Raw genomic sequence first — 23,786 nt, 5'->3', positions numbered from 1 at the left:
ACGACAGCGCGGTTAACAGCCGCGTGCTCTACCGACTGAGCTATCGAGGAATACTTCGTATTGCTCTTTGTTGCTGTGTTGTCGTGAACAACGAGGTTATTATATGATAGATTATCTGTTTTGTCAACACTTTTTTCAAAGTTTTTTAGAAATTTATTTTGGAGATTTTTGATTGCATCGTTACTAAGGAATATGATAGGACGCAATTTCCTGTCATACAAAAACAGGGCGGAAATTCCGCCCTGCCTCATTCTTCCATTTTCTGATTTCAGGTTTAGTGTATCCAGATTCCGTTTGCATCTACGCGATATCCATCCGGAGTCGTCGTGTTCGTCAGCATTGCGCCGTCGGTTCCGCAGTAGTACCAGTTGTTTCCTGCCTGAATCCAGCCTGTGCGCATCCAGCCCACAGAGTCGAAGCAATACCACTTTCCGCCGATCTGAAGCCATCCGTTTGTCGGATAGGAGCCGTTTGCGTAGCGATACCACCAGTTCTTCTGGTTGCTGTCCCAGATCCACTGATCCTGAGAAGTTGTATTGCTTCCCGGAGTCACACTGCTTCCGTTATTGTTACTGCTACCATTCGTCTTCTTCAGAGAGTCGAGCAGGGCATCATCCACATAGATGTAATCGGACTCATACCACTCGCCCTTCTTGGAATTGTTGTTGATTACGCGAACCTTGAAGTAGTACTCGCCCTCCTTGGTGATTCTGGAAGCGAAGTCATAGTAATTCTTCGTCGTCGTCGCGGTCTCACCAACAGACTTGCTGTCGCGGTAAAGACGTACCTGATAACTCTTTGCTCCATCTACCTCTTCCCACTTTGCGGTCGGAGTCTCCTCATCCTCCCAGGAGAGATCATCAATTTCAAGCGGTCCCTCAAGCTCTTTTAACGTCAGCTTGATGATCAGAGTCGTGCTGCTGTCCTCTCTGCGGGAGCCGGTGTAAGTTGCCTTATCACCGCTCAGGCTTACCTTGCTCTTGGACATTGCGTCAAAGTAGTAATCGCTGTCAGCCTCAAGGGTAACCTCAATCTTCGGCTTATCTCCGCTGGTCCACTCTGCATCGTCGTTGTCAATCTCGACATCGCTTACCTTGTAATGGCTATCCGGGGTCGTGACATCCACGCTTCCGTTGTCATCGCCGACTGCAATATCAGAATCCACTACCAGATTAACTCTTGTAATCTTTGTTCGGCTGGATGCCGCAAATGTTGTTCCCGTGAATGCGGCTGCGATCAATGCCGCTCCCAGCATCAGGGACAATCCTTTTTTCCATAACTTCATTTTCTTCTCCTCCTTTTGCTACACCGGACCTCCATTCCCGCTCCGTCTGATTCAATTCCTTTCTCGATCCTCTCGACAATCTCGACTATCTTTCAAATTGTCTTCCATTTTCGATCTTTTTCTTTTCCGATAGCGGAATTGTCTGATCCAATTCTTTTCTTCTTATCTTCTGTCTTTATCATAATGGAAAATCGTGTCCAGTTTATGTACAGTTCATAACAATTTGCTTACGGAAAGAAAACAAAAATTTTAACACACGCAAAAATGCGCTCAGAAGTCCCCAAATTTTAACCGATCTTCAGGCGAAACTTCTGTGCTTCCTTCTCAGAATCCACGATATCAATATGTGCGCCGAGAGCCTGCAATTTTTCCTCAAACTTCTCGTATCCGCGCTGAATATAGCCAATCTCATCCACAACGGTGTATCCGGTTGCAGACAGTCCTGCGAGCACGAGGGCCGCACCTGCGCGAAGATCCGGAGACTCAACCTGAGCGCCCGTAAATCCCTTCACACCGTCAATAACCGCAACGTTGCCCTCAACCTTGATATTTCCACCCATTCTCGAGAGCTCATCGACATACTTGAAGCGATTCTCAAAAATACTCTCCGTGATCATGCTTGTTCCCTCAGCCAAAGCCAGGGTCACTGCCATCTGCGGCTGCATATCCGTCGGGAATCCCGGGTATGGAAGGGTCTTGATATTTGTCGAGTGCTGTCTCGGTTTTCCAACCACACGCACCTCATCATCTCCCTCGATTACCTCGCATCCAATCTCAATCAGCTTTGCAGAGATCGCCTCAAGATGCTTCGGAATCACGTTCTTGACCGTCACATCTCCGCGGGTGATCGCTGCTGCACACATAAAGGTTCCTGCCTCGATCTGATCCGGAATAATCGAATACTCCGTTCCATGAAGGCGACGAACACCACGGATACGGATGATATCGGTTCCCGCGCCCTTGATATTTGCTCCCATGCTGTTGAGGAAGTTTGCAACATCCACAACGTGAGGCTCCTTTGCCGCATTCTCAAGGATTGTCTGACCCTCTGCGAGAGCCGCTGCCATCATGACATTGATCGTTGCTCCGACAGAAACCACATCCAGATAGATGTGACTTCCGACGAGATCGATCGCATGCGCAATCACTGCCCCGCGGTCAATCTCAATCTTTGCGCCCAACGCACGAAATCCCTTTAAATGCTGGTCAATCGGACGGCTTCCGATGTTGCAGCCACCCGGGAGCGGAACCTCTGCGCTCTTATACTTTCCAAGCAGTGCTCCAATAAAATAATAGGAAGCACGAATTTTACGGATATACTCATCATCTACGCTTACCTCACGGATCGTAGATGCATTGATCTTTACGGAATGCCGGTCAATCCGCTCTACCTGAGCACCAATCTCCGAAATCGCCTCGAGAAGGACATTGATGTCCCGCACATCCGGCAGATTCTCTATGATGACATCATCATCGGTCATAATAGCAGCCGCCAAAATACCAAGCGCCGCATTCTTCGCCCCGCTGATCACCACATCTCCAACCAGTGGATTACCGCCCTTCATAATAAACTGATTCATCCTGCACCTCTGCCACTTTCTTTTTAACCTATTCTTTATAACTGTGTGAATTACCCATTGTCTAAAGCCAATGAGCTTCCTGTTTCAACAGTTATCTCTCACTCTTCAAAACACTCAAATAAAAATGTTTATAAACTCTTCTACAAAAACATTTATAAAACTTCTATAAAAACAAATCTTATCGGTAAGTTAAATTCTTTTTCAAATTGAATCTTTAAGATTTCTTTAATTTTCCATCGAATATTCTTAATGATTATACCACATAAATCTGATTTGTAAAGGGAAACACCCGTTTCCTGACTGGCGCGAATCCCACTAACTGCTTTCCCTGATTTCATCGACTACTCTACGACAAGCGCACACACAAAGTCATTTCCAAGTCTGCGGAAATACTCCGTGCTGTCGTTGAGACCTGCCTTGTACATCTCTCCCGTCGCCGGATTGAAAATCGTCACATTGTAGGCGTCATATCCACACAGAAGCAGATATCCTCCATTCTCCGTGTAGGCGACAACCGGGGTTCCCTGATCAATGAAATAGAGCATCTGCATCATACTGCATCCGCGACCATCGAGAACGAGGACTCCATCTGCGTATTTCTGGCTTCCTGCAAACTCATCGAGATGACGGGACAGCGGAGCAAATGCCGTCTGCGGATCGCGAATGGTTCTCGTCACTGAACGATCCACACGACTCCAGAGCAGGCGATGATACGAATCTGTCACATAGCCCATTCCCTCATAGACCGTCTGAATTGCACTCGCAAAATCCATCGTCACCAGTCTCAACTGTCCGCTCGCATACGCATAGAACTCCATATTGCCAAGTGTGCGGTCTGTCTCGAGATTCAGCACATCTGCCTTCTCGTAGCTGATCTCATCCGGAACAGAAGTCCGGATTGAGCGACTGCGAACCTCCCCGTCAAGCTGGACAAAGTACACTCTTCCCTTTGTCGGAGAGGCGTACCAGCCGATTCCATCCATTCTTCCCTGACCGATGTCCGCATTGCAGACGATCGTATCCTCCACGGTGGGCGCATAGCTCTGATCTCCAGAGCGCACCACACGGTCTAAATGAATCCGGCTCTCCTCTACCGAAACCCTTGAGATATAATATCCCTCTTTCTGGTAGGTCGTCTCAACTTCCATCTGATCGTTCACAATCTTGACGTTGTACATCGGTTCTTCTTCCGTTCTGCCGTTTACGATCCAGCGGTCGCTCTCGCGCGCCGTTCCGTAAACGAGATCCCTGCCGACAAAACCGAGTACGCGGACATTCTCACCAACTCCGCCGTCAATCTCCTGACTCTGCCCGGTCTCAAGATCCATCAGATAGAGCACACCGGCTCCGCCCTGACTGCGTCCGCTCTGCCAGGCAAAGCGTTTTTGATCCACGCTGACTGCATAGCTTCCCTTCTCTAAGCGATCGGCAACCACCATATTTTCACGGCTCTCGAGATCAATTCCGTAAACCGCATGTTTTAAATAAAGGTAGAGCATTCCAGATGGGTTGAGGCAGACGAGCTGGTTGAGATCCTCCTCAAGCTCGGTAAACGAACCGCTGTATGGGATGAAAAATCTCTCCTCGAGCGCATTTGCCTCCGTCTGGTAGACATAGCCTGCAATTCCCATATTTCCCTCATGCTCTCCGCGGTTCATATATCCATAGACGAGAAACTCGATGCTTCCGTCATCTCCAACCGAGAGAATCCGGGTATCATGACGGCTGTCGTTTTCCCTCACATCCCCACTCTTTCCGCGGAACGAGAAAACCTTGACCGCATGACCACTCTTCTGGTCATACGTCCACAGTTCCCTGCCTGCCCGGTAAGCAATCACACTTCCTGACGGACTCTTTCTGGCTTCGACACGACTCTCATCCGTGATTCCAAGCAGAATCCGTTTTCCTGAATAATCTGCGTCTTTTCCGGAAAAAATCTGGTTCACATCCCGCTCATAGTCCATCAGATAAATGCGAAGTTCATTCCATTTCATCGTGAAATTCTCCTCGACCTCATATATCTCAGATTCTCCGGTCTCCTCATCCTGCCGAACAGCCGGATATTTCACCTGAACACTGCTCATCGCTCCGTCAAGCTCGCGAAGAGCTACCTGAAATTCTCCCGACGGTTGCATACCAAGTTTGCCCCAGGTCAGTCTCGAAAAACTCGAGTGAATTGTCGTCCGGTGATAAGAATTCTCATCCTGGGAGGTATTTGTCTCCAAATACGATGCAAGCTCTCTCGCCTGTGCCGGATCAAAGGTCTTTTCGGAGAAATTTACCGCAAGATCCACCATCGCCTGCGCGCGCGCGCTGTCCGTCCACAAAATTCGGGTATAGTAATACACCGATCCGTGCTGTTCGGTCTCCAACGTGATCTGAAGCAGGTATTCCTGATCTCTCGCAATCAGATTCTGAATCGGAAGCTGTGCCTGAATCCCACTATCCGTCGTCGTCCAGTTCTCAAGGTCCGTTCTCTCAATCAGACGCTGGCGATCCATACTCCGCACATCATAGTGAATCGCTGTGATCGCATCCTCCCGGTTCTGAATGTCGAGCACGAGCTTTCGATCCTCCGGAATCAACGTCAACAGCTCACCTGCGACCGAAGAGTCCATTTCCTGACGATACCCTACCATCCGGTTCATCGTCCGCCCACAGGTCTCGGCGTACACAGTCGGAAGCGAAGCATCCTGAAGTGCTACATAGACTGTTTCCTCTGCTCCGCTCCTGTTTCGATTTCCTATCATAAAATAAATCAGCAATGCTGTCGCAAAAATTCCAAATAAAATTCCTATCCGTTTTACAATCTGATACATTTTCTCTGTTTCCTGTTCCATTTCTGTTTGCTTCTGTTCGTTTTTCTTTTTTGAGTTTTTCTTTTTTGAGTCTCTCTCTTCCTATTTTATCTGTTTTTCAGAAAACTACAACGAAACTTTTTCTTAAAAATCACGAAGATCTTCATAGGGCTCCTGCACTTATTTTGTCTTCAAACTCCCTTAATTTTCTCTTGCGCCTTTCCCCGAAATCAAGTATAATGAGAATCACCCAATCGGGTTTCAGGGATTCTTGCTTATTCACTTTTTTCTCTTATTCTTCTTTCTAAGAGCCATGTTCCCTGCATGTATATAACCTATACAACCAGATAACCAAACATTTTCAAAGGAGGTCTTCTATGGATTACAAGGAATTTCTGGAGACAGTTACACAGAACCTGCGCCACGCACTCGGAGAATCCTGCCGAATTGACGTGTGCCCGCTTCAGAAGAATAATGGCGTAACTTTGGACGGAATTCGTCTCTACCAGAACGGGCAGCTCTTCGTACCGACGATTTATCTAAACGCCTACTTCGATGCCTACAAGAATCATGCTATGAACATCGAGGAGATCCTCTCTGACATCCTCGGTCTCTACCAGAATGCCATGCCACCGTCCCGTTTGAGTCCGGAATTTATGAGTGATTTTGACTCCCTGAAATCCCGCGTGATGTACCGACTGATTCACACTGAGTCGAATCAGGAACTCTTAAAGGAAGTCCCGTCGATCCGTTTCCTTGACCTGTCCGTCGTCTTCTTCCTCTACATCGAGGAGAACGCTGTCGGTCAGCTGACAACCCCGATTCGCAAGGAACATCTGCGCCAGTGGAAGATCGGAGTCTCGGACTTATGGAAACTTGCCCGCGTCAATACGCCGACGGCCTATCCCCCGGTTATCCAGAATATGTCGGAAACGCTGAATGATCTCCACAACCTTCATGCAGACACCAGCGATACCATCGTTTCAACGGAGATTAACAGAACGACGATCGGTGAGCCGGATGAGACAGAGTGCGAGACGACTCCTCCCATCTACATCCTCACGAATTCCAGCGGACTCTACGGTGCCGGATGTATGCTGTATCCAACTGTTCTCGAAGACCTCTCCGACCGCTTAAACCAGGATCTTCTGATCCTTCCGTCCAGCATTCATGAGGTTCTCATCCTCCCCGCAGATACTCCGATCGGGCTGAGAGAATTGCAAATGATGATCTCCACGATCAACCAGACAGAAGTTTTGCCGGAAGACCGCCTCTCCAACCAGATCTATTTTTATCGCAGAGAGGACGGCATGATCGATATTCTTCCGGAAGAACTTTTTGCCACGGTTTCCACGTCATACGAGCAATGATTTTTTCTTTTCTTGAGCTTGAGAACTTCAAGCTCAAACTCACTCCAGATCAAGAAGCATTTTCTTGACCTCAAGCAGGCGGTCACGCAGAACAACTGCCTCCTCAAAATTCAGCTCCACGGCTGCCTGATTCATCTTCTTCTGAAGTTCCTTCTCCAGCTTCTGAAGTTCTTTCTTGCTCATGGACTCGAGATCCTTCTCTTCCTTCTCCGGATGAGTCTCCGATGCCTTCGAGATTGCAATCAGATCCCTGACTGCTTTCTTGATCGTAGTCGGCGTGATTCCGTGTTCTTCATTATATTTCTTCTGAATCTCTCTTCTTCGCCCCGTCTCCTCAATCGCATGGCGCATCGAATCCGTGATCGTGTCCGCATACATGATGACATGCCCCTCCGCATTTCGCGCCGCACGTCCGATCGTCTGAATCAGAGAAGTCTCCGAACGCAGAAATCCCTCTTTATCTGCATCAAGAATCGCGACAAGCGTGATCTCTGGAATATCAAGTCCCTCCCTCAAAAGGTTGATTCCAACAAGGACATCAAAAACATCGAGACGCATATCGCGGATAATCTGTGCACGCTCCAGGGTGTCGATATCTGAGTGCAAATACTTGACGCGAATTCCGATCTCCCTCATGTAGTCGGTCAGATCCTCCGCCATCCGCTTTGTCAGCGTCGTGATCAGCACCTTGTGATGACCGGCAACTTCCTTGTTGACCTCCGACACGAGATCGTCGATCTGCCCCTCAACCGGGCGCACAGAGATCTCCGGATCAAGCAGTCCGGTCGGGCGAATGATCTGCTCGGCACGTAAAAGTTCATGTTCTTCCTCATACTGTCCCGGCGTCGCCGAGACGAACATCATCTGGTCAATCTTGCTCTCAAACTCCGTGAAATTCAGCGGTCGATTATCGAGAGCGGATGGCAGACGAAATCCATAATCGACAAGGGTCTGTTTTCTCGAGCGGTCTCCCGCATACATTCCGCGCACCTGTGGAAGCGTGATATGGGACTCATCGACAATGATCAGAAACTCTTCCGGGAAATAGTCGATCAGCGTCCACGGCGGTTCTCCCTGTTTTCCGAACGTCAGATGTCTCGAGTAGTTCTCAATTCCGGAACAGAATCCGGTCTCCCTCATCATCTCAACATCAAAGTTCGTCCGCTCTGCAATTCTCTGGGCTTCGAGCAGTTTGTCCTCGCTCTTAAAATAAGCGACCTGCTCCTTAAGCTCCTCCAAAATATTCTCCGTCGCCAGCTGCATTTTCTCTTTCGGGACAACGTAGTGGGATGCCGGAAAAATTGCGATGTGACCGAGCTCGCATTTGCTCTGTCCGGTCAATGTGTCGATCTCCGTGATCCGGTCAATCTCGTCTCCGAAAAACTCAATGCGGTACGCTTCACTTCCAGAATATGCCGGAAAGATCTCAAGCACATCTCCCCGGACACGAAACGTTCCGCGGTGAAAATCCATATCATTTCTACTATACTGAATGTCGATCAACTTGTGAATAATCTCATCGCGATCCCTCTCCATTCCCGGGCGCAGGGAGATCACCATCTCCTTGTAATCGATCGGGGAACCGAGTCCATAGATGCACGACACCGATGCCACGATGATCACATCGCTCCGCTCCGAGAGCGCCGCCGTCGCAGAGTGACGCAGTTTGTCGATCTCATCGTTGATCGCAGAATCTTTCTCGATATAAGTGTCAGTCGACGGAACATATGCCTCGGGCTGATAGTAATCGTAGTACGAGACAAAGTATTCGACCGCATTCTCCGGGAAAAATTCTTTCATTTCCGAATAGAGCTGACCGGCAAGCGTCTTATTGTGCGCGATAATCAGCGTCGGCTTCTGCAATTTCTGAATGACATTTGCCATTGTAAATGTCTTTCCGGAACCGGTGACGCCGAGAAGTGTCTCAAACTGATTGCCTTCCTGAAATCCCTTCACCAGCTCATCGATTGCCTGTGGCTGATCTCCGGTCGGCTGATACTCACTGTGCAGACGAAATTCCATGTTTATTCTTCCTTTCCACTTCTGTTCCTGTTCTGTCATTGCCATTTATGCCTTTTGCCTTTCACAAACTGTAATGGATTCGTCTGTTCCCACTCAACTTTTGTTTCCCTCAAAGTTTCCAATCACATAGCGGGCGCGTCCATTCTCCTTTGCCGAGTAGAGAAGATGATCCGTCTCCGTACAGATCGTCTTTAAAAATCCATTTAAAGGACATCCAAAATTTCCATAAATTATTTTTTCACAAAATCATGTTTCCTTCCCTGTGTCGTTTATGAATTGTCGATAAAATAAAGTCGGTTTAATTTTCATCATATCGAAATTGATAGAAAATTTCAAGACAAAAAAGAGACAATCTTTTCCCTTCTGTTTCAAGAAAAAACTGTCTCTTTTCGTGAATGACAGCGATCCTCTCATATCAGAGAAATCCCTGCCCTATTATTTTATTTTTCCGTGCGATTTTAGAAATTTGAAAACGTTTCCAACTGCCTGTTTTTCGATCTTACTCGTAGAGGAATCCCTTCTCATTATAAATCAGAGCCATGAACTCGACATCCTCATCGGAATTGTTCTCAAGGCTGTGGAACTGTCCAACCTCGATCAGACAGCAGTCGCCAGGACCGACCTTTGTCACAGACTTATCATTGTCGATGAAATCCGCCTGACCTTTCAGGATATAGTACGGCTCTGTGTCATGCACATGCTGATGCCAGCCCACACTTGTGCCCGGAGGAAGAACCACCTTCGCATACATTCTTCCATGTCCAAGAAACTCCTCCTTTGAGATGATGTGGTGAACATATGCGGTTCCCTTTCCGCCACCTAAATGCTCCACTGCTGTGATATTCTCTTTTCTGACCATGCAACGCTCCTCCTGTCTGTCCTGTTTTTCCTGAGTCACTGCCATTCCTGCCCACATGCAGTTCGAGTCAACACTCTGTCGACACTCTGATTAGTGGGTTACCGGTAAAAAATTTCAACCATTTTAGAGAAATCTTAACGACTTTAACATTTTTAATGGTTCTAGTATTTCTAACGGATCTGACGATCGTGACTGAACTCAGGATTTTACAACACGTTCAGTATACTACTTTTCTTCGCCGTTTCCAAGATAAACATCAATTGCATGGGCAACTCGCTTCGCCTTTGCAACTGCCTCGACAACGGTTCTTCCACCGTGCACGACATCTCCCGCCGCAAAGACACCCTCAGCAGTCGTTCTTCCATCCTCATCGACTTTCAAAAGTCCCTTTTCCGTTCCCTCAAGTCCCTCCGTCGTCTGAATCAGCTTGGATTTCGGTCCCTGGCTCGCTGCAATGATCGTGAAATCTGCCGGCTCGAGCAGATCCTCCTCCTCAAGAGAGAGGATCTGACCATTCTCATCGAGGTTGCTCTTGTGAAATACGGGTCCGTCCTTTGTAATCTTCACGATCTGCATTCCATAGTGGAACTCTGCGCCTTCAAGTTTCGCCATCTCAATTTCCTTCGGATCTGCGGCACTCTTATTTCTGCGCGCATACAGCGTTACATACTCAACTCCGCGATGGAGAGCCGTTCTCGCCACATCCATCGCCGTATTTCCGGTTCCGATCACTGCCAGACGTTTTCCGATCTCAAACGAATCCGGGGATGCCAGATAGTGAATTCCGTAGCAGACATTTGGAAGGCTCTCACCCGGCACATTCAACGGACGGGCACGCCACAGACCGCTTCCAATAAAGACGGCATCATAACCGTCGCGGAAGAGATCCGGAATTGTCAGGGATGTTCCAATTGCGGTGTGGAGACGGATATGGATGCCAGAACGCTTGAGCAGAGCCGTGTAGCGATCCAGAATACTCTTCGGCAGACGAAACTCCGGGATTCCATAGCGAAGCATGCCTCCAAGCTGGCTCTCTGCCTCAAAGATCGTGATGTCATGACCACATTTTCTCAGTTCAATCGCCGCGGTCAGTCCCGCAGGACCACTTCCGATGATTGCAATGCGTTTTCCACTCTCCGGAGCCGGTTTGATCTCCATACGGTCAAGGTAGGTGTCGGAGATGTATCGCTCAATCTGTCCCCAGCCGATTGGCTCTCCCTTCATTCCTCGCACACAATGCCCCTCACACTGACTGTCGTGATTGCAGACAATCGCACATACCACAGAGAGCGGGTTATTCTCAAAAAGCTGGTGAGCCGCCTCACTCATCTTGCCCTCTTTTAACAGCTGAATTGCACCCGGAATGTTTGTGGAAATAGGGCATACCGTACTACATCTTGGTTTCTTGCATTGCAGGCAACGCTCTGCCTCGGACTGAACTCGCAACATTTGACTGATCTCCTATTCTTTCTATGATACATATTTCTTGTGGTAATCTTTTTGTGATTGCTTTCTCTGACAAATTTGCCAACCTGTATTCACCTGTTGTGTTGTCATTTTTTGTGCCATTATTTTTCTTCGCAATCAAAAATTCATGTTATTGAATAATAATTCATTATAATGGCTCTTATTTTGATGTGCAAGTTCAATTATGCATACAATTATATTGTTTTTATGCATTATTTGTTATATTTTTCACGCAATTTATTTTCTTTTTCACAATATAAGAATATAAAAAAGAATGTACCCTGGCACAATTTCCTATGAAATAATAAAGCAGAAGCCGTCACACAAAACTCTCTGTGTACAGCTTCTGCACTCAATATACTTCTTTTATTACAGTCGGCGCTTGCTTGTGAAGACTTGAGTCAATCGCTCCTTGATCGCCTTAATCGCGGTTCAAAATCTCCATGAACTCCTCGCCGGTGATCGTCTCGCGATCATACAGATACTTTGCAAGCTCATCGAGCTTTTCTCTGTTCTCAATCAGGATGCCCGCTGCCTTCTCATGCTGTTTCTTCACGAGAGCAACCACCTGCTCATCAATCTTTGCCTGTGTCTGCGCCGAACAGCTCAGAGAAGCATCCCCGCCGAGGTACTGGTTCGTCACAGTCTCCATTGCGACCATATCAAACTCCCTGCTCATTCCGTAGCGGGTAATCATCGCACGAGCGAGCTTCGTCGCCTGCTCAATATCGTTGGAAGCTCCGGTCGAAGAAATTCCGAAAATGACTTCCTCTGCCGCTCTTCCTCCGGTCAGAGTCGCAATCCGGTTCTCAAGCTCGGTCTTCGTCATCAGATAATGATTGCCCTGCTCAACCTGCATCGTGTATCCGAGCGCACCGGAAGTACGCGGAATGATTGTGATCTTCTGAACAGGAGCAGAGTTTGTCTGTTTCGCTGCGACAAGCGCATGTCCGATCTCATGGTAAGAAACCGTCCATTTCTCCTTGTCGGTGAGAATTGCATTCTTTTTCTGGTATCCGGCAATGACAACCTCAATACTCTCCTCAAGATCTTCCTGTGTCGCATAGGAACGACCATCGCGGACTGCACGAAGTGCCGCCTCGTTGACGATGTTTGCAAGCTCCGCTCCGGAGGCTCCGGAAGCCATGCGCGCAATCTGAAGGTAGTCCACATTGTCGGCAACCTTGATCTTCTTTGCATGAACGCGCAGAATCGACTCTCTGCCCTTGAGATCCGGGAGTTCTACCGGAACACGGCGGTCAAATCGACCCGGTCTTGTCAGTGCCGGATCAAGAGATTCCGGTCGGTTCGTCGCTGCCAGAATGATAACTCCGTTATTTCCCTCAAATCCATCCATCTCGGTGAGCAGCTGGTTCAGCGTCTGCTCTCTCTCGTCGTTTCCACCGAGATTTCCGCCATCACGCTTCTTTCCAATTGCATCGATCTCGTCGATGAAGACGATACACGGAGCCTTCTCTTTCGCCTGCTTAAAGAGGTCACGCACTTTTGATGCACCCATGCCGACAAACATCTCGACAAACTCCGAACCGGAAATCGAGAAGAACGGAACATTCGCCTCACCGGCAACGGCTTTTGCAAGAAGGGTCTTACCCGTTCCAGGCGGTCCGACAAGCAGAATGCCCTTCGGCATCGAAGCGCCGATCTCCTCATACTTCTTCGGATTATGCAGGTAATCCACGATCTCTGTCAGGTTCTCCTTCGCCTCGTCCTCACCTGCAACATCTGAGAACTTGATTCCATTGGAGGACTTGATGTAGATCTTGGCATTGGATTTTCCCATGCCAAAGGACATCGAGTTCGCTCCGCCCATCTTTTTTATCATCTTTCTCGACAAAACCTGACCGATTCCCCAGAAAATCAGGATCGGCAGAACCCAGCTTGTCAGAAAGCTCGCCATCGGAGACATCTGCTCGACAATCTCACTCGAAAATGAAGCTCCGGAGTCATACAGGCGCTGAGTCCGTCCCGGATCATCCATCACACCGGTCTTATAAATCGTCTTGTTGTCCTTGCTCGTGAACAGGATCTGGTTGCTCTCGATCTCAACCTGCCCGATCTCCTTATTCTCCGTCATCGTCATAAAAGTTCCATAGTCAACTTCCTTGATCTGACGCTGTGCCAGATAAGGCGCCATCAGGAAATTGAACATCATCAGAACCAAAAGCACAATTCCATAATAATACAGCAACGGTTTTTTCGGCTGTTTTATCTCATTCATAGCGATCCCCCTTCTCTATCTAGTCTGTTTTCATCTTTTCTATCTATTATACTGTTTTTAAAACGATTTGAAAATCTACAATTTTTTGTTTTCTGTCACTCAACTGTATGAGAGCTTTTTGTCCATGTTTTCCATTACAAACATGGTCTTTTCCCATTGTAATCCGACATTACCTGTGCTATATTGTTTTCTAAGTTACTGTTTTTGCAAAATGAAAAAGAAAACCGTAACACATTCAAGCGTCCGAGGACGCAAGATTCTGGAGAGTCTCTTATTACAAAAGAGCGCCGAAGGTGTACGGCAGACAAGGATTCTGCCAATCTCTCAGGCAAAAGGACAGGAGGAAAATTTTATGGACACTTTCTTACATCTGGTGGATACCGCCAATTCCGTTCTCTGGAATGTGGTTCTGATTCTGCTCTTATGTGGCACCGGTATCTACTACACCATTCGTCTCAGATTTATCCAGGTACGAAAACTGAAAGACGGCTTTCATCAGGTATTCGGCGGAATCCGGCACAAGGGTCGGGAACACGGCGAAGGCGAGATGAGTTCCTTCCAGTCGGTTGCAACTGCAATCGCGGCTCAGGTTGGAACTGGTAACCTGACGGGAGCAGCCACTGCTCTGATCGGCGGAGGTCCGGGAGCGATTTTCTGGATGTGGCTTTCCGCTTTCTTTGGCATGGCGACGATCTATGCGGAGGCGGTTCTCGCACAGGAGCACAAGACCGTGCATGACGGCGAAGTCACCGGCGGTCCGGTCTATTACATTCACGCTGCCTTCAAGGGAAAGTCAGGCAGAGTCCTTGGCGGAATTTTTGCAGTTCTGATCATCCTTGCGCTCGGATTCATGGGTAACATGGTCCAGGCAAACTCTGTCAGCGCAGCATTCAGTCAGGTCTTTGCGAGCCGTCAGCTCTCGATCCCACCGATCACGATCGGAGTGCTTCTTGCTGTCATGGCACTCTTCATTTTCATCGGAGGAACGAAGCGTCTCGCCGCTGTCGTAGAAAAATTTGTACCTTTCATGGCATTTGTCTATATCATCGGAAGTCTCACAGTCATTCTGTTCAACATCACGCAGGTCCCGGAAGCCTTCATGCAGATCATCCGTGGTGCGTTTAATCCGTCTGCCGTACTCGGCGGTGCAGCGGGTGTCACGGTAAAAGAAGCGATCCGTTACGGTGTTGCTCGTGGTCTGTTCTCCAACGAGGCAGGTATGGGTTCCACCCCGCATGCACATGCGAGAGCGGCTGTTGACACTCCTCACCATCAGGGTCTCGCTGCGATGGTCAGCGTCTTCATTGATACCTTCATTATCTTAAATTTAACCGTGTTCAGTATTCTGACCACCGGCGCACTCTCAAGCGGTAAGGACGGAATTGCACTGACCCAGCATGCATTCTCCACAGTATTCGGAAATTTCGGAGATATTTTCATTGCGATCTGCCTGCTGTTCTTTGCATTCTCCACGATCCTCAGCTGGCACTTCTTCGGTGCAATCAACGTGCGCTACCTGTTCGGATCGAAGGGACTTCGCGTCTACTCGGTGCTCGTTGCAGTCTTTATCATTATCGGATCTGCACTGAAAGTAAACCTTGTCTGGACACTCGCAGACTTCTTTAACGGTCTGATGGTCATCCCGAATGCGATGGCATTGCTTGCACTCAGCGGTTCGGTTGTGCTGATTGCAAAAAAAGCAGGGACATTTAGAAAAAATAATGCCGATGCGGCAGCAGAGATGGGTACTGTTAGAGAAAATGTTAGTAAGAGTAGTACGCTTGTTGGAAAGACGGAATCATAAAAGATAACCGTTTTTATTAGCAAGTTAGAATAACCCCGGCGATCTCCTCACTCTCCAGAGACCACCGGGGTTCTTTTCATCATCAATCTCGTTTATTTCTCAAGTTCATAGGCAGACACCAGATAATAGTGACGTCCATTTGCACTCGTCTCAAACGCTGCAAGCTGGCGAAGTGCCTGAATCTTGCACTCACGCACCTGGCGATTCTGCTCCTCATCAGCGCCCTCTTCATTCTCGTCCCAGTACTCGGCAAGCTCCAAACACCACTGAGCATCCTGCTCCTCGCTCGCCTGACGAATCGCCTCAAACAGAGCGGTTCTTCCACCGATCAGCTTTCTCATCCTCTCTGCATGGGTCTTCGGAGCAAGCGGATGCAGATGGGTCGGATTTCCATCAAACCAACCGAGATAAGCCGTAAAGATTGCTCGAACCGTCCACTCAGTACAGCCATAGAATTCGCCAAGCCACGGAAGATCCCGATACTGCGGAGCAAGCTGAATCTCTGACGCAAGCTCATCGATCGTCTTTCCCTGATTCATTCCCTCAAGCGTCCGAAGAAGGATATCCTCAATCGCACTCTGAAAACTCTTCAACACTTCCTCGATCTTCTCTCTTCCATAAATCACGGAGGTATGACCCGGAAGCAGGTACTCTGCCGGGAACTTTCTGAGACGGTCAATACTGCGAATCCATGACGCAATGTCGCGGTACTGACATCCACGAATCGCATAAAGATTCGGGAAACATCCATAGTAATTATCTCCACAGCACAGAACCTTGGTATCCGGAAGCCATACGGCCATCTGGTCATCGGTTTCACCCGGAAGGCGGAAAAGTTCTAAGCGGATTCCATCGATCTCCCGTCCCTCCCAGTCGCTCTCATAAACGATATTGGCAGGCACAAAAGCATGTTTGTCTCCGTATGCAATGCCCTCACGAATTCCGATTCCCTGCGAGATATTTTCCTCATCCGAAAGCTCATATCCGAACTGGCGCGCTCCTCTGCGCATCTGAACCTCTCTGAGCATACCGGTGTGTTCCAGAATCGGTGTCTTCGGTGCAAACGCGATGATCTCCTTTGCCGTATCCTTAAATGCGCCTGCACCTCCGCGGTGATCTGGGTGCATATGTGTATACAGAATCGTGTGAACCTCTTTTCTCGTCTTCTCCTTAATCAGATCTCTCAGGCGCTCTCCGCGACCCAGAGTATCAAGCGTATCGATCAGGATCACTCCAGTATTTCCCTCAATGAAAATCGCATTGCTATGTCCCATTCCGAGCACATGCCAGATGCCTTTTGTCACCTCAGTCACTGTCTCCTTGTACTCCCGCTCCGTAAATTCTTTCAGTCTTTCTTCGCCGTTCTTTACTAACATTTTGACCCCTCCTGTTTTAAAAATGCATCCTCAGAATCCTCATCTCTATGGGCGATCCCGGTAACTTCTCTGTTCTCTTCTTGAGAAAAGTATAGCATGAATCAAAAGCAAAAAATAGAAGGCACATTTTGGTAACTGGATTACCTTTTTATTACTGTTCCCAACATGTATCCTACGCATTTTTCCGTTCAGAAAATTTCCACCTATATACAGGAGCTAAAAAAGGGAGAGAAAACTTAATGTCTTCTCTCCCTCATCCCCCTGTTGGAACTGCCCTGCATTTGCATAAATATGAACATTCTGCTCTCATCACTCAAATACTAACGCTTTACAGCCCCAGACTTTTACGGGTATTTATCAAATTTTAAACTTCTTCGTAACTGTTCAGTACCTTCACAGTCACACTTTTTCTTACAGACAGCTTGCGTATGCAGCCTTTGCGCCCTCGGTGCGGATCATCTTCAGGTCTGCAACAACCTTCTCCTCAAGACCAGCGATCTTGGTCAGATCCTGATCCCACATCTGCTCGTTGGTCAGAACAGCGTGTACCAGCTCCTCTGCGGAGTCATCCTTGTGTGCATAGTAGAACTCCAGAGCCCATCTGTCATCGCTTACGGTGTACTCGTTGCCAGCCGGACGCTTGCAAACCAGACCTGCATCGGTCAGAGCCTGGATGTCATTGCTGTAGAATGCAATGTAAGCAGCCAGAGACATGGTCAGGCACTCCGGAAGCTGTCCCTTCTCCTCGATGTAGCCCAGGAAGGACGGCATGTTTCTTGCTTTCCACTTGGAGGTGGAGTTCAGGGAAATGCTCATCAGCTCGTGATTTACGAACGGGTTGTTGAAACGATCCTCAACTGCTGCTGCGAACTTCTTCAGATCATCCTTGTCCAGCGGAAGGGTCGGGATAACCTCATCGTACAGCATCTTGTTCATGAAGCCCTTGATCGTCTCGTCATGCATGCAGTCACGAACGATGTTCTCGCCTGCTAGATAAGCACCCAGAACGAATCCGGTGTGTGCGCCGTTTAAGATACGAACTTTTCTCTTCTTGTACGGGCTCATATCCGGGGTAACGAATACCTTGTCCAGAAGACCAGCCTTCTTAAACGGAAGGACATCGTTGAGCTTCTCATCACCCTCGATTACCCAAACACCGAATACCTCACCAACGTCGGTCAGCGGATCTTCGTAGCCGTTCTTCTCATCCAGTGCTTTTACTTCCTCCTGGTCACGAATACGACCCGGAACGATACGATCTACCAGAGAACCACAGAAGGTGCAATCCTCGTTTACATACTTCTTGAATCCATCCTCAAGGCCCCACTGCTCAATGTACTGGTTTACGCACTTTAACAGCTCTTTACCATTGTTGTCGATCAGCTCGCATGCCAGCATGATAATGCCCGGCTTGCCTGCCTGATAACGATGATACAGAATCTGAGTCAGCTTTGCCGGGAAGCTGGACGGCGGGCAGTCATCCTTCTGGCAGGACGGATCATACTGGATACCAGCCTCGGTGGTGTTGGAAACGATGATCTCAAGATCGTCGCTTGCTGCAACCTCCATCATTTTCTCGTAGTCAGCCTTCTCATACGGATTCAGGCAGTTTGCAACGCTGGAAATCACGCGCTTGTCATCTACCTTCTTGCCATTCTCGCTTCCGCGCAGATACAGGGTGTAGAGACCTTCCTGCTCGTTGATCATCTTTGCCAGTCCCGGAGCAATCGGCTGTACCAGACAACACTTTCCGTTCCATCCAGCCTTCTCATTTGCAAGATCGAACCAGTAATCTACGAATGCACGAAGGAAGTTTCCCTCACCAAACTGCATAACCTTTACCGGAGCGTCCTCCAGAATGTAGCCATCATAACCGGATTTCTTTAAAACATCATAATTCAGAAGTGCCATCGCTATTTTTCTCCTTTCTATTGACCGCGTCTCTTTGTTACTGTATCATTCAGAATTTTCCGTTCAGAAAATTCTTACCTGTGAACTGTAACCTCCCATCCGCTGACGTCTGTGTACGTTTTTCATTTCTGAGCCCTATTCTACCACACTTTTTTTAATTTGGGAATACTAAATTGTAAATACTTTCATAAAATTTTTTCCTTTGTTTTTAGGGTATATGATTGTCTGATTTGTATCAAAATTGTAAGCGTTTTCATCTATATGGGAATCTCAATAATTTTGCTAGCTCCTTCCGCTTTTTCGTAGTATAATGAATTCAGAAATACCAATCAAACCTTTATTTTTCTCCCATTTGAGCGACAAAACTTCAAATCTGCGCTCCATATTAAGTCAAATGCAAACTATCTTATCAGGAGGACAAACCTATGATTCGCCATATCTTATTTTGGAAATTTACTGATCAGGTAAAAGCAGAACACCGTGAGGCAGAGGCTCTCGCCTTTCTCCAGAACTCCGTCGCGACAATGGACGGGCACATTGACGGACTTCTGCGCGCAGAGATCGGCACAAATACCGTCGGCGGAGACTATGATCTCGTCTTCTACTCTGAGCTTGCAGACGAGTCCGCCTTAAAAGCATTCCAGAACCACCCGCTCCACATCGCCCACAGAGAACGTTGCAAAGACCTTGTGACTGATCGACTCTGCGGAGATTTAGATTGCTAATCGCCCCACCTCATATCAAAAAGCCAACGAAAATCTATTTTTGAATGAATCTTAAATAGACTTCCATCGGCTTTTTATTATCTTATATCTTATGGATCAACTCTTAAATATAATCTTCTTCATATTAAATAAAACAACCCACCAAGTTTTATTTCATCAACCACTTACAAGATTTCAATCAGTGCCTTCACATCTTCCATCTTCGTCGCCCAGCTTGTCGCAAAGCGCACAACCGTGTGAGTCTCATCCATCTTCTCCCAGAAGCTGAATGCCACTTCCTTTTCCAGACGCTCTTTCTGCTGATCTTCCAGAATTACAAAAATCTGATTTGTTGGAGAGTCTACATAAAACTCATACCCCCGCTCCTTTAATGCCTGCTTGAGCACCTCCGCAGTCTGGATTGCATTTTCACTGATCTTTAAATAGAGATCATCAGTAAACAGCGTGTCAAACTGGATTCCGAGAAGACGTCCCTTGGCAAGCAAAGCGCCCTGCTGTTTCACCATCGTGATAAAATGCTTCGGCGCGCCATTCGGGAAGACAACAGCCTCTCCGCAGAATGCTCCGACCTTTGTTCCTCCTATATAAAAGACATCCACGAAATGTGCAATATCCGCAAGCGTGAGGTCTGTTTCCTTGCTCACAAGTCCATATCCGAGTCTTGCGCCATCCAAAAACAGCGGAATCTCATACGACTTGCAGACCTCAGAAATCGCTTTGAGCTCCGCCTTTGTATACAAAGTACCATACTCCGTCGGATGAGAGAGATAGACCATTCCCGGAAATACCATGTGATCATGGTTTCCGTCCTGATAGAACGTCTCCAAATACTGTCTAAGTACTTCTGCGTCCATCTTTCCATCTTTCTCCGGAATCTCAAGCACCTTATGTCCGGTGTACTCGATCGCTCCCGCTTCATGAACACTCACATGACCCGTCTTCGCAGAGACAACACCCTCGTATCTATTGAGCACGGAACCGATCACGACTGCATTCGTCTGCGTTCCCCCGACAAGAAACGTGACATCCGCATTCGGACACTCACACGCCTCTCGAATCTTCTCTTTTGCTGACTCGCAGTACGGATCCATCCCGTATCCATCGAGTTTTTCCATATTTGTCTCAATCAAACGCTTTAAAATTGCTTCGTGAGCACCCTCACAGTAATCGTTTACAAAGTATAACATACCTATCATTTTCCTTTTCTATATAGTATTTATTATCGGAGCTTTCTCAGATATTTTGTAGGGATCATCCTGCTCCATCACAGATGAATTGTCACCAAATCGTTTTCCATCCAGCCATTCACAGGCGCAGAGGCGGAGAAGTACAGGCAAACCCGTGTGAGACGCCGGTGTTTAGGCTGTGTCTTTTACAGCCTTACGCACCGTTGCGTCGAACCCGGAGCGAGAGCGCGTTTGCATGACTTACTCCGCGCTCTGCGCCGTATTCCTCGTATGCCGTACCCCAGCAATCACTTTACCCCTTCTTCACATATTTCGCCAGCACCGTAATCAGCTTCTCAACCTCAAGCGGTTTTGCGATATGCTCATCCATCCCGGCTTCCCGGCACCGCACAATATCCTCAACAAATGCATTTGCCGTCATCGCAATGATCGGCGTATGAATTCCCGCCTTCTTCTCGAGCTTCCTAATCTCTCTCGACGCCTCATACCCGTTCATCACCGGCATCATTACATCCATTAGAATCGCATCATACTTTCCACTCTTTTCCCTGCGCCATTTTTCCAATTCTGCTCTCCCAAGACTCTCCCGAACAATCTCAACTGCTTCCGCTCCATTCCAGACGCTGTCAACCTCAGCCCCCGCCTCAGTCAGCATAAATCTCGCGATCTCCTGATTGAGTTCATTGTCTTCTACAAGCAAGAGCTTCTTTCCGCAAATTCCAGCATTCGCCTGTTCTCCCGCTTCTTTCTGTTCTTCTCCTCCATTCGGATCAATCACAAATGGAATTCTGACATCAAATACACTTCCCATATGCTTACGACTGTGCACCTCAATCGTACCGCCCATCTTTTCCGTGAGCTTCTTCACAATCGCCATTCCCAGTCCCGTTCCCGCATGAGTCCGCTCTCCACTCGCATCATTCTCCTGTGTGAACGGCTCAAACATCTTCTGCTGGAATTCTTCGCTCATCCCGATCCCGGTATCCTCAATCAGAAATCTGACCCAAATCTTCTTACTCTTCTTATTTTCCCTGCTCTCTGCATTTCCAAACGCTTTGCGCTTCTCACTATTTGCAGACTCACTCGGCGCAGATTCTCTGCTCTTTTCATCCCCTGTGAACTTACCTCTCGCTGGTTCCCGACTCTCCTTTTGCCCTGCAAACTCAGGCTGTGCGAACTCAACCCGCGCAAGCTCCTCCATCGCGATAAAAATCTGACCGCCGATGCGATTGTATTTCACTGAATTTGAGAGAATATTTGTCAGAATTCGATTCACATACGTTGCACTTCCGATGACATCCGCATTTCTGAGCCCTTCCGGCGTGCGATTCACAATCCTCACCTCGCGCTTGTATGCCTGCATCTCAATCAGCTCAAGGCAATGCTTCATCTGCTCATTGAGATTGAACGGCTCCTCAATCAGCTCAACCTCCCCGCTCTCAAGTTTGCTCATATCGAGCACATCATTGACGAGCATCAGCAGTTGTTTGACCGCTCCTCTCTCCTTCTCCCGGTTCTCCTTGAGTTTCTCGACATCATTCGGATAGCGGTCCGACATCTCAATCAGACCGAGAATTCCATTGATCGGCGTCCGAATATCATGGCTCATCCGCGCAAGAAAATCCGACTTCGCCGAATTTGCAAGATTCGCCTCCTGGTATGCCTGTTCAAGCTCCTTCTTCTGGCACTCAAGTCTGCTGTTCGCCATCTGCATTTCCTTATGATAATTCTCAACCTCACGGATCTGCTTGCTGATATCTCGCCCGACAATGATCGCACAGATGTGACCATTCTCCTCCCGCGCCGACATCAGGACGGTCGCGCGGACATATTTATTCTGATGAATATCCCAGTAATCGTACTCACACTTTCGGATTCCCATCTGATAGCACTGGAGCAGGTTCGCCGTCGTCACATCTTCAAGTGCCCGTCCATCCGTGTACACCGACTTTAAAACCGTTTTCACCCGCTCAAGATAATCATCAAAGCGCACGGGCAGACGCAAGCCGAGAAGCCGAATCGGATTCTCCCCGTTTTTCATCTCAAAGGAATCCTCTAAATATCCACTCGTCAGATCAACCGAAAAGCTGTACTCACAATCATGAGTGATCGCATCGCGATACTGCCTGCGCTCCTGACGGTACATCATGTTCATCTGCTCCGAATCGTTGATATCCATAATCAGGCTCTGAATTACCGGATTTCCATCCCTATCCTTTCCCCGCTTTCCAGAGTCAAATACCCACTTCACACTTCCATCCTTACAGATAACCCGATACTTCATCGAGTAGCTGTCCTTGCGTTTGAGCTGATGTGTCAGCGCAAAAAGCACCTCCGACCGATCCGGCGGATAGACATTTCCAAGCGCACTTCCCATACAGGAATCGAGAAACTCCTCTACCGTATAGCCCTGATTTCTCGCAACATTCTGGCTGACATAGGCGATTGAAAACTGCTTGTCCTCCCGGCTGATCATATATCCGCCGTTGATTCCGTTTGCAAACGTATCAAGCTGTGCACGGATCTGCTTATTTGCATCCTCAAGTTTCTGGTTCGCCTCCACAATCGCACACTCTGCCTCAAAGAGCTCCTGCATGTTGCAGATCGAAATCAGCCAGAGTGCTCTCCCGTCATAGCTGGTGTGCTCATGCTTGACACTACGCACCCAGAAACGCTCCCCTCTCGCTGTGTACATGTGCGTCTCCATCATTCCCGACCATTTTTCAAATTTCTCCTCCGAGAATGTCTCATTGGAACTCGGACAGATGATCCGCATCAGCATTTTTCCGGTATGCTCCTCAAACTCCTCAATCGACTGATACCCGAGCATCTCAAGACTCAGCTCACTCACCATACAGATCGGAAGACCATCTTCATAATATCCGCCAATAATTCCCACCCCATGATTTTCCATCAACAGGACCTGAAATTCCTTTTCAAGATGTTCTGAAAATATCTGATACTGCTCATTTAAGAACAGACCCTCTCCGTAGTATATTCTCCGCACAGCCGTATGTCCCCTTTCTAGAATTCTGAAAGTCTGAAGTCACTTAGAAAAAGTATATCACATTCTCTTTCATTTGGGATATAAAACTTAAATACTTAAACAGGACGCAATTTCCTAATCGAGTAGGAGGCGGTGACTAACCGCCGTCCTCTCACA

15 protein-coding genes and 1 riboswitch are annotated in these 23,786 nt (G+C 48.0%); of the genes, 3 read left to right on the top strand and 12 right to left on the bottom strand.

Annotated elements, in window-relative coordinates; genetic code table 11:
• From AC4EVX_RS11165 to AC4EVX_RS11150, 4 genes are all read right to left on the bottom strand, one after another.
• On the bottom strand, nt 1–251 hold a 251-nt coding region (locus tag AC4EVX_RS11165; protein ID WP_490160225.1), incomplete at its 3' end, for a hypothetical protein.
• A gap of 23 nt (nt 252–274) precedes the next feature.
• Nucleotides 275–1,285 carry a hypothetical protein gene (locus AC4EVX_RS11160; RefSeq protein ID WP_490160224.1) on the bottom strand — a complete coding sequence of 337 codons (1,011 nt, stop codon included), beginning with the start codon at nt 1,283–1,285 and terminating at the stop codon, nt 275–277.
• 287 nt (nt 1,286–1,572) lie between these two features.
• Nucleotides 1,573–2,865: a UDP-N-acetylglucosamine 1-carboxyvinyltransferase gene (murA, locus tag AC4EVX_RS11155; RefSeq protein ID WP_177978852.1), complete on the bottom strand. Its 1,293-nt coding sequence runs from the start codon at nt 2,863–2,865 to the stop codon at nt 1,573–1,575.
• Nucleotides 2,866–3,206: 341 nt separating this feature from the next.
• Nucleotides 3,207–5,684 (bottom strand): hypothetical protein, encoded by a 2,478-nt coding sequence (locus tag AC4EVX_RS11150; protein ID WP_177978854.1) that lies wholly within the window; start codon nt 5,682–5,684, stop codon nt 3,207–3,209.
• Nucleotides 5,685–6,040: 356 nt separating this feature from the next.
• Here AC4EVX_RS11150 and AC4EVX_RS11145 point away from each other — a divergent pair, with 356 nt between their 5' ends.
• The gene (locus AC4EVX_RS11145; protein ID WP_177978856.1) at nt 6,041–7,033 is read left to right on the top strand and encodes a DUF5688 family protein; all 993 of its coding nucleotides are present in this window, start codon (nt 6,041–6,043) and stop codon (nt 7,031–7,033) included.
• A gap of 39 nt (nt 7,034–7,072) precedes the next feature.
• Here AC4EVX_RS11145 and uvrB read toward each other — a convergent pair whose 3' ends face one another.
• The 4 genes from uvrB to ftsH all read right to left on the bottom strand — a co-directional run bounded on the left by uvrB (nt 7,073) and on the right by ftsH (nt 13,620).
• Nucleotides 7,073–9,055: an excinuclease ABC subunit UvrB gene (uvrB, locus tag AC4EVX_RS11140; RefSeq protein WP_308451347.1), complete on the bottom strand. Its 1,983-nt coding sequence runs from the start codon at nt 9,053–9,055 to the stop codon at nt 7,073–7,075.
• Between the two features lie 499 nt (nt 9,056–9,554).
• Nucleotides 9,555–9,914 carry a cupin domain-containing protein gene (locus AC4EVX_RS11135; RefSeq protein WP_177976639.1) on the bottom strand — a complete coding sequence of 120 codons (360 nt, stop codon included), beginning with the start codon at nt 9,912–9,914 and terminating at the stop codon, nt 9,555–9,557.
• Nucleotides 9,915–10,139: 225 nt separating this feature from the next.
• Nucleotides 10,140–11,363, bottom strand: a complete 1,224-nt coding sequence (locus AC4EVX_RS11130) for an FAD-dependent oxidoreductase (RefSeq protein WP_177976638.1) — start codon at nt 11,361–11,363, stop codon at nt 10,140–10,142.
• A gap of 439 nt (nt 11,364–11,802) precedes the next feature.
• Nucleotides 11,803–13,620: an ATP-dependent zinc metalloprotease FtsH gene (gene ftsH, locus AC4EVX_RS11125; RefSeq protein ID WP_177976637.1), complete on the bottom strand. Its 1,818-nt coding sequence runs from the start codon at nt 13,618–13,620 to the stop codon at nt 11,803–11,805.
• A 249-nt stretch (nt 13,621–13,869) separates the two neighbouring features.
• Nucleotides 13,870–13,970, top strand: a riboswitch (glycine riboswitch).
• A 2-nt stretch (nt 13,971–13,972) separates the two neighbouring features.
• On the opposite strand from ftsH, the gene AC4EVX_RS11120 reads away from it, so the two are divergent.
• Entirely contained in the window at nt 13,973–15,424 is a 1,452-nt protein-coding gene (locus tag AC4EVX_RS11120) for an amino acid carrier protein (protein ID WP_177976636.1), read from the top strand.
• Between the two features lie 92 nt (nt 15,425–15,516).
• On the opposite strand, the gene AC4EVX_RS11115 is transcribed toward AC4EVX_RS11120, so the two are convergent.
• Both AC4EVX_RS11115 and AC4EVX_RS11110 read right to left on the bottom strand, forming a co-directional pair.
• Nucleotides 15,517–16,800 (bottom strand): alkyl sulfatase dimerization domain-containing protein, encoded by a 1,284-nt coding sequence (locus AC4EVX_RS11115; protein WP_177976635.1) that lies wholly within the window; start codon nt 16,798–16,800, stop codon nt 15,517–15,519.
• 411 nt (nt 16,801–17,211) lie between these two features.
• Entirely contained in the window at nt 17,212–18,711 is a 1,500-nt protein-coding gene (locus AC4EVX_RS11110) for a tagaturonate reductase (RefSeq protein WP_177976634.1), read from the bottom strand.
• 425 nt (nt 18,712–19,136) lie between these two features.
• On the opposite strand from AC4EVX_RS11110, the gene AC4EVX_RS11105 reads away from it, so the two are divergent.
• Nucleotides 19,137–19,436, top strand: a complete 300-nt coding sequence (locus AC4EVX_RS11105) for a Dabb family protein (protein ID WP_308451400.1) — start codon at nt 19,137–19,139, stop codon at nt 19,434–19,436.
• Nucleotides 19,437–19,600: 164 nt separating this feature from the next.
• Here the strand turns inward: AC4EVX_RS11105 and AC4EVX_RS11100 are convergent, their stop codons facing one another.
• Together AC4EVX_RS11100 and AC4EVX_RS11095 are read right to left on the bottom strand one after the other, a co-directional pair.
• Nucleotides 19,601–20,623, bottom strand: coding sequence for a threonine aldolase family protein (locus AC4EVX_RS11100; RefSeq protein WP_490160223.1), 1,023 nt, complete (start codon nt 20,621–20,623; stop codon nt 19,601–19,603).
• Nucleotides 20,624–20,915: 292 nt separating this feature from the next.
• Nucleotides 20,916–23,630 carry a response regulator gene (locus tag AC4EVX_RS11095; RefSeq protein ID WP_490160222.1) on the bottom strand — a complete coding sequence of 905 codons (2,715 nt, stop codon included), beginning with the start codon at nt 23,628–23,630 and terminating at the stop codon, nt 20,916–20,918.
• Nucleotides 23,631–23,786 lie beyond the last annotated feature (156 nt).

The sequence above is a fragment of the Brotaphodocola sp. genome (assembly GCF_983179755.1).
Note: the sequence above shows the minus strand (reverse complement) of the source record. Positions and strands in the feature narration are given on the sequence as shown.